The 7356-nt window shown below is 44.6% G+C and carries 7 protein-coding genes and 8 tRNA genes; 14 read left to right on the top strand and 1 reads right to left on the bottom strand.

What is annotated here, in order from left to right:
- On the top strand, positions 1-1026 hold a 1026-nt coding region (locus AC3A14_RS23400), incomplete at its 5' end, for a tetratricopeptide repeat protein (protein WP_487779193.1).
- Between the two features lie 415 nt (positions 1027-1441).
- Here the strand turns inward: AC3A14_RS23400 and AC3A14_RS23405 are convergent.
- Positions 1442-1720 (bottom strand): hypothetical protein, encoded by a 279-nt coding sequence (locus AC3A14_RS23405; RefSeq protein ID WP_318733470.1) that lies wholly within the window; start codon positions 1718-1720, stop codon positions 1442-1444.
- A gap of 122 nt (positions 1721-1842) precedes the next feature.
- Between AC3A14_RS23405 and AC3A14_RS23410 the strand changes: the two genes are divergently transcribed.
- The 13 genes from AC3A14_RS23410 to AC3A14_RS23470 all read left to right on the top strand — a co-directional run bounded on the left by AC3A14_RS23410 (position 1843) and on the right by AC3A14_RS23470 (position 6850).
- Positions 1843-2094, top strand: a complete 252-nt coding sequence (locus tag AC3A14_RS23410; RefSeq protein WP_318733468.1) for a hypothetical protein — start codon at positions 1843-1845, stop codon at positions 2092-2094.
- Between the two features lie 3 nt (positions 2095-2097).
- Positions 2098-3600 (top strand): uroporphyrinogen-III C-methyltransferase, encoded by a 1503-nt coding sequence (gene cobA, locus AC3A14_RS23415; RefSeq protein ID WP_318733466.1) that lies wholly within the window; start codon positions 2098-2100, stop codon positions 3598-3600.
- 108 nt (positions 3601-3708) lie between these two features.
- Complete coding sequence (locus AC3A14_RS23420; RefSeq protein ID WP_318733464.1) at positions 3709-4365, top strand: uridine kinase family protein; 657 nt, start codon at positions 3709-3711, stop codon at positions 4363-4365.
- 82 nt (positions 4366-4447) lie between these two features.
- Positions 4448-5056 (top strand): Uma2 family endonuclease, encoded by a 609-nt coding sequence (locus tag AC3A14_RS23425; protein ID WP_318733461.1) that lies wholly within the window; start codon positions 4448-4450, stop codon positions 5054-5056.
- A 185-nt stretch (positions 5057-5241) separates the two neighbouring features.
- A tRNA-Asp gene (locus AC3A14_RS23430) sits at positions 5242-5316 on the top strand.
- 1 nt (position 5317) lies between these two features.
- Positions 5318-5393, top strand: a tRNA-Ile gene (locus AC3A14_RS23435).
- A gap of 3 nt (positions 5394-5396) precedes the next feature.
- Positions 5397-5470 (top strand) — tRNA-Trp (locus AC3A14_RS23440).
- A gap of 3 nt (positions 5471-5473) precedes the next feature.
- A tRNA-Glu gene (locus AC3A14_RS23445) sits at positions 5474-5546 on the top strand.
- A 27-nt stretch (positions 5547-5573) separates the two neighbouring features.
- Positions 5574-5648: transfer RNA gene (locus AC3A14_RS23450), tRNA-Arg, on the top strand.
- Positions 5649-5651: 3 nt separating this feature from the next.
- Positions 5652-5748 (top strand) — tRNA-OTHER (locus AC3A14_RS23455).
- A gap of 34 nt (positions 5749-5782) precedes the next feature.
- A tRNA-Gln gene (locus AC3A14_RS23460) sits at positions 5783-5854 on the top strand.
- A 16-nt stretch (positions 5855-5870) separates the two neighbouring features.
- A tRNA-Lys gene (locus AC3A14_RS23465) sits at positions 5871-5946 on the top strand.
- A 124-nt stretch (positions 5947-6070) separates the two neighbouring features.
- Entirely contained in the window at positions 6071-6850 is a 780-nt protein-coding gene (locus tag AC3A14_RS23470) for a formylglycine-generating enzyme family protein (protein WP_318733459.1), read from the top strand.
- Positions 6851-7356 lie beyond the last annotated feature (506 nt).

Here is a 7356-nt window from a genome sequence, read left to right on the forward strand (position 1 = left end):
TACGCTACTGGAAACCTAGAAAAAACAGACGAAGCCGTTGCCCTACTCCAGCAGGTCCTTGCTGCTGCCGAGACTCTCGATCATTCTTTCTCCAAAGCCCGTGTCTTGAGCGTGATCGCCCAAGCTTATGGAAAACTAGAGAAACCAGACAAAGCCGTTGCCCTACTCCAGCAAGCCTTTGCTGCTGCTGAGACTCTCGATCATTCTTTCTACAAAGCCGATGTCTTGAGTGCGATCGCCGAAGTTTATGGAAAACTAGACAAAACAGACGAAGCCGTTGCCCTACTCCAGCAAGCCCTTACTGCTGCCGAGACTCTCGATGATTCTAGCCACAAAGCCCGTGTCTTGAGTGCGATCGCCGAAGCTTATGGAAAACTAGAGAAACCAGACAAAGCCGTTGCCCTACTCCAGCAAGCCTTTGCTGCTGCCGAGACTATTGGTGCCGAGACTCTCGATAATTCTTGGCGCAAAGCCAATGCCTTGAGGGCGATCGCCCAAGCTAGTGGAAAACTAGAAAAAACAGACGAAGCCGTCGCCCTACTCCAGCAAGCCCTTGCTGTTGCCGAGACTATTGGTGCCGAGACTCTCGATAATTCTTGGCGCAAAGCCGATGTCTTGAGTGCGATCGCCCAAGCTAGTGGAAAACTAGACGAAACAGACGAAGCCGTCGCCCTACTCCAGCAAGCCCTTGCTGCTGCCGAGACTCTCGATGATTCTAGCCACAAAGCCCGTGTCTTGAGTGCGATCGCCGAAGTTTATGGAAAACTAGAAAAAACAGACGAAGCCGTTGCCCTACTCAAGCAAGCCTTTGCTGCTGCCGAGACTCTCGATAATTCTTACTCCAAAGCCAATGCCTTGAGTGCGATCGCCGCAGCTACTGCAAATTTAGATCAATGGAGATTGGCACTCAAGGTGACTCGAAAATGTCGGGGTAATGAAGACTGTCGAGTCGAATCTTTAGAAGCTGTACTGAAGGTTCATGCAGAGAAGTATGTTACTGGCAGTCAGATGAAGGAAGGAGAGTAGGAGTAATTCAAAATTCAAAATTCAAAATTCAAAAGGGTTTTCCAGCATTAGTTAACGGTAGCAACAGTTTTGTAGTGCAAGAGGGCGATCGCACCTGTAATGCGATCGAATTGCCGGGCGATGGAATTTGGCCAGAGAAGGTTTACCACCCGACGAACCTTCGGATGAGATTATTCAGAAAGCGTGGATGTGGGAGTATTACGGCGATCGTGTCCAAAAAGTTTAAGAAAAATAAAGTAGAGACATGGTGGGGGAGGGCGGGTTTACAAAAATAGTTGTCAGTCTACAAGATTTGGGTATAACCCGCCCCTACAGATCCCCTACAGATCAAGACATGCCTTGTCTCTACCACGATCTCCATCTGTAGCGTAACGTGAGGTTTAGGAATCACCGTGGCTTCAGCCCGGTGAGGATGTCAAAGATGGTATTTCTCCTTAAGCGCCTCCCACTTCGCTGTATCCTCATCAAAATCATTCGGTACAGGTTCAGTCTGTTCAAACAAGTCTTGAAAAGCCTTAACCCGACTTTTTCGGGTTTGCACTTTAGCTTTAGAACTCTCTGTTTGTGCTACCTCAAGGGTCACAGAATCACCACTATGGCGATGTTGAATAAATAAAGTAAAATCCAACACCTGAGATAATAAAGGCTCTGGGATTTGCTCAATTTCTTGAAGAAGCTGTTCTCTTAAAGTCATTCTCTTAACCTTTGCAAGTCGCAACTGTAGTCCATTGTATCGGAAACCACGATATAGCCTCTGGCTATAGACAATTGTAACTTTTTAATTTTTAATCTTTAAAGATCCCGAAATCACAGTGTATGAAAGACAAACTCTTAAACGGACTCAACACCGTTTTAACCCTCAACTTATTTTTCGTCTTATTTAGCTTTGGGTGGTTTGCGATCGCCCTTTTGGGTCGCTCCCTGGATATTCCCCTAGGCTTCGATCTCTGGTATAGATTGTGGGAACCGGTGTTTACTCCGGCGATCGGCATTCTCATGGCTGGATCGATTGCCAGTGGTGTCATCAGTTGGGTTAACCGCCGATTGAATCCGGAATCCAAATCTTAACCCATGGTCGGTAAAGTCTATTTAGTTGGCGCAGGATTAGGTCGTCTCGACACGCTCACTCTACGAGCTTATACTCTGCTTAAACAAGCCGATGTCGTTATTTATGATGCTCTGGTCGATCCGCGTCTATTTGCCGAAGTGCGATCGCACTGTTTGCTCCTCGACATGGGAAAACGGGGAGGTAAACCCAGTGCCTCCCAAAGTAGCATTAATCAAGCGCTGATCTACTACTGTCAACAGGGAAACCAGGTGGTACGCCTCAAAAGTGGCGATCCCTTGATTTTTGGTCGCAGTGGTTCGGAACTGCAAGCGCTTCTGAGTCAAAACTGCCCGGTAGAAATTGTTCCCGGACTCTCCTCTGCCATTGCTGCACCGACTTTAGCCGGTATTGCACTCACCGATCCGATTTTAAGTCAAGGCTTTACAGTTGTCACAGCTCACGATCCGAGCCGGTTAAATTGGGCGATTTTGGCGCAGATGGAAACCCTAGTTATTCTGATGGGAACCCGTCAACTTGCGGAGATCATCCGTCAACTTGGTAACCATGGTAAACATCCAGATACCCCAATTGCGATTATTCGTTGGGCGGGATTTCCAGAGCAACAGATCTGGCAAGGCAGATTACAAAATATTATTGAACTCACCGCAGGTCAAAGTCTGTCCCCAGCAGTGATTATTATAGGAAACGTCGTTGAGGCATTATCGCCTAATTTGGTTCATTTTCCCTGTCCTATGCCCCTATCCCACCACACCATTTTAGTCACCCGTTCGGCGGGTCAGTCCAGTGAATTTACGCAACTGTTGCAACAACAGGAAGCTAGAGTGATTGAAATGCCTGCCTTAGAGATTGTACCGCCTTCGAGTTGGGAAGGGTTAGATGGGGCGATCGCCAATTTATCGACCTTTAACTGGCTCATCCTCACCTCCAGTAACGCTGTTGACTACTTCTTTCAACGGCTCCAACACCATCATCTCGACAGTCGCGCCCTCGCAGGCATTAAAATCGCCGTAGTCGGCAAAAAAACTGCCGCCAGTTTGCGCCAACAAGGACTCCAACCCGATTATATTCCCCCCAAATTTATTGCCGATACCCTCGTCGAGCATTTCCCCGAACCCTTATCTGGAAAAAGCCTCCTCTTTCCCCGCGTCGAAACGGGAGGGCGAGAAGTCCTCGTTCAAGAATGCACCGCTCAAGGCGCTCGTGTCACGGAAGTTGCCGCCTATCAATCCCAATGTCCTCAAACCATTCCCCCAGAAGCCCTAAACGCTCTGCAAAACGGACAAGTAACGGTGATTACCTTCGCCAGTTCCAAAACCGTTAAAAACACAGTTCAAATCCTCAATCAAACCGGTAAAATTTCCTTAAATTCCGTTTGTATCGCCTCTATCGGTCCCCAAACCTCCAAAACCTGTGAAGATCTCCTAGGGCGCGTCGATATTGAAGCAAAAGAATATACTTTAGACGGATTGACTGAGGCGATCGTACAATGGGCCAAAAATCATTAACCGTTGAATCTCTGTAGGGGCGGGTTATACCTAAATCTAGAACCCCCAAAAATCAATAACGTAAACTCGCCCTTTGTATCTTAAAAGAGTCATGGTTTCCAATCAAAAATGAAATTACCTGAAGTTTTACTTAAGGATATTCACCAAGCTGTTAATCAAATCGAACAAGCTATCTCTGCAATTTCTGGCGATCGCAGCTTACTCGTTGCTATTAGTGGTATTGACGGCTCAGGCAAAGGTGTCGTCAGCAACGAAATTTTGAGGGTGTTGAAAACCCGAAACCTCAACGTTGCCTTAATTGGACTCGATGCTTGGCATCATCCCCAAAGTATCCGATTTAATCGAGACAATCCAGCCCAACATTTTTATGACAATGCCTTTCGTTGGCAGGAACTGTTTAACTCCTTGATTCTCCCCCTGAAGCAGAACCAATCAATTGACTTACAAGCAAAATCTCTCGATCTGAAAACCGATCGATTTTACGACTCTACTTATGACTTCAAAGATATAGACATCATCCTCTTTGAAGGAATTTTTATCTTCAAGAAACCCTGGATGGATGAATACGATCTGAAGATTTGGGTCGATTGTAGCTTTGACACTGCTTTGAACCGAGCCTTATCCAGAGGACAAGAAGGTTTAGGAAAAGAGGAAACCATTCGCGATTATCAAACCATCTATTTTCCTGCTCAGAGGATTCATTTTGAGCAAGATAATCCTACCGCATCCGCTTCATTGATTATCCATAATGATTTGATGAACTAATTAATCCGAGTGATTTTGTCGCAATTCCAAAAAACTCAGATTAAAATAGAAGTGCGATAAAAGCAGTGCAAGGTAAATTCTGATGCTACAGGCTCCTTCCCAACCTAAACAGCTTCTACTCCAATTACCCAACCAGCTACTACTCCACGTGACACGGGAACAGTTTATTGCATTGGTTAGCGCAAATCGCGATCTCAGACTTGAACGCACTGCTACAGGAGAACTGATTGTGAATCCACCCACAGGTGGCGAAACCGGTAAACGAAATGCAAAAATCGGCACTCAGCTCGGTATTTGGTGGGAAGCGAATGAGAAGTTAGGGGAATACTTTGACTCATCAACCGGATTTGAGTTGCCTAATGGAGCCAACCGATCTCCGGATGCGTCTTTTTTAAGGCAAGATAAATGGGAATCGCTGACCCCCGAACAGAGGGAAGGCTTTATTCCCCTATGTCCTGACTTTGTTGTGGAGCTGCGCTCTAAGACAGATACTCTTAAAGATCTGCGGACTAAGATGCAAGAATATATAGATAATGGCACTCAGTTGGGATGGCTGATCGATCCGAAGAATAAGCGAGTAGAAATTTATCGGGCGGGTCAAGTGATGGAAGTCGTGGAAAATCCGAGCGCTTTATCGGGAGAAGAGGTTTTGCCCGGATTTACGCTTTCAATGAAACGCATTTGGTCTTAGGGTATCAAGCGTTTGGCTAACATCGTGTAGAAACCGAGTTTTTGCAACAGTTCTATAACTGTGCATAAATATCCCTTGACACATTTGTAGTATTTCTGTAGTATATAAATATGGCAAGGAAAAAAGAGCCTCAAAGCTCTACCTCAAGCTAACTGTACCTGGAAAACTGAAGAGATCCAATTGATGGGGTTGTAGCTCAGTGGGTCTAGAGCGCCTGTCTGTCGAACAGGAAGTCGCGGGTTCAAATCCCGTCAGCCCCGTAGCAGTGTAGCTTAATGGTCAAAGCCCCAAGCTCATAACTTGGTCGATGTGGGTTCAAGTCCCACCACTGCCACCAAATGTAGGGATAGTGTAATGGCAACACTCTAGTCTCCAAAACTAGAATTTGAGGTTCAAATCCTCATCCCTGCGCCAAATGGCCCCATCGTCTAGCGGCCAAGGACGTTCGACTTTCTATCGAAAAGCACGGGTTCGAGTCCCGTTGGGGCTATTGAGTAAATACAAACTCATTGATTTTGAGAGCGTGGTGTAACTGGAGAACACATCAGCCTACGAAACTGAAGATTTGGGGGTTCAAATCCCTCCGCTCTCGTTTCTCCTGGTAGCTCAGTTGGTAGAGCGCCTGTCTGTTGGCGCAGCCTGCCCGCAGGGCTTAGAACAGGAGGTCGCCAGTTCGATTCTGGCTTGGGGGGTTGTATTACCTAACCTACTCCAGCATTGAGTCTTTGCCCTGTGGTGTAATGGCAACATCTCGCACTTTGAATGCGAAGATTCCAGGTTCAAGCCCTGGCGGGGCAGTCCATTGATTTTCCTTGGGTGGTTGGCAGAGCGGTCGATGCATCCGGCTTTTAACCGGAATCAGGTAGGTTCAACTCCTACACCACCCCCCAAATACTACTGTAGACCTATGGGAAGGAGCGATCGCCTCATCATTAAAGATTGCAATGGTATATTGCAATCTAGTCAATCAATACAAATCCTCTTGTTCTGTTCTACCATCTTCGATAACTTCTTATGATTTTTTCAGATCGACTAGAATCTCTAAAACCTATTTTTGATTTAGACATTCCCGATGACATAAATCCCGATTCTATTCGGCTGATCAATCTAAAGCATCGCGATACAGGCATAGTTTTCAAGTACATACCTGGCGGTAATTTTGTGATGGGATTGACTGAAGAGCAAGAAGTAGAAGCTGGAAAAATCTATGATTATTTACCATTTGATAGTTCTGAAATGAGACCATGTACTAGAGTTCAAATAGATCCTTTCTTAGTATCACAAACACCTCTACTCAATGGCATCGCCAAAGAAATACTTGGACAAGATTCAATAGCAGAAGAGAATCCTTACTATCCTGCTTTCTTGAGTAGACAAGACTGTGAAAGAGTAACCTCATATTTGAATTGTCGATTGCCATCTGAGGCTGAATGGGAGTATTTTTGCCGTGGGGGAACCGATACACTTTTTGTCTTTGGAGACCAAGTTCTAGAGTACCAGGAGATGGAAAAGTGGTTACTTTGGGATTTTTCTGACCTTAAAAGACATTACCATAACCCATTTGGCCTATATGGGATTTTTGTTGGGGAATGGTGTCAAGATCGATATAGAGAAAATTATGAGATTAAAAATCCTCCAGAAAATGATGTTTATGTCGTTCGAGGAGGTGGAGCTATATTTTGGCCTTGGCAAGACCAAGAATGGATTTGGTGTATGTCAGCAATTAGGATGAGTTCAAAAGGCCTGTTTGAGGACAGAAAATGTGGTATGAGACTTGTGTATGACTTGCCCTGAGCTATATATTTTTGATATTCCAAGCAAGCCAATATGCTTTCTGTAGGGGAATTAAGTGCATAATATTCTGTTGTTCTATATATTCCCAGTTACTGGGTAAGTGTTTTTCAAATCCTAGGTAGTGAGATTCGGGATGCGAACAATAAAAAAATCGCCTGTTAAAATCAATTAAGATTGTAGGAAAAAAACAAAATTTCGACTCTATTTTTTCTTTTTCTGATAGACTCTCGTAATCGTCTTTAAGGTCATCTAAGTTGAGCCTGAATTCTTCCAAGTACAATAGATATGAATTTATTTTTTCTTCAGTATCTATATTGATCAGTCCTTGCCGAAAATTATCAGGGATATTTTTTTGAGAGGACAGATTCAGCATAAAAACAAAGTAGTCAGCTTCAAAAAAATAGATATATTCATTATACTTTACTGAGCAAATTAAGTCCATGTTTTATGCCAGTATTCCAATGAATCCATTATGATATAAAATCCGAAAAATCAGCAATGATAAG

The organism is Roseofilum sp. (genome assembly GCF_982964205.1).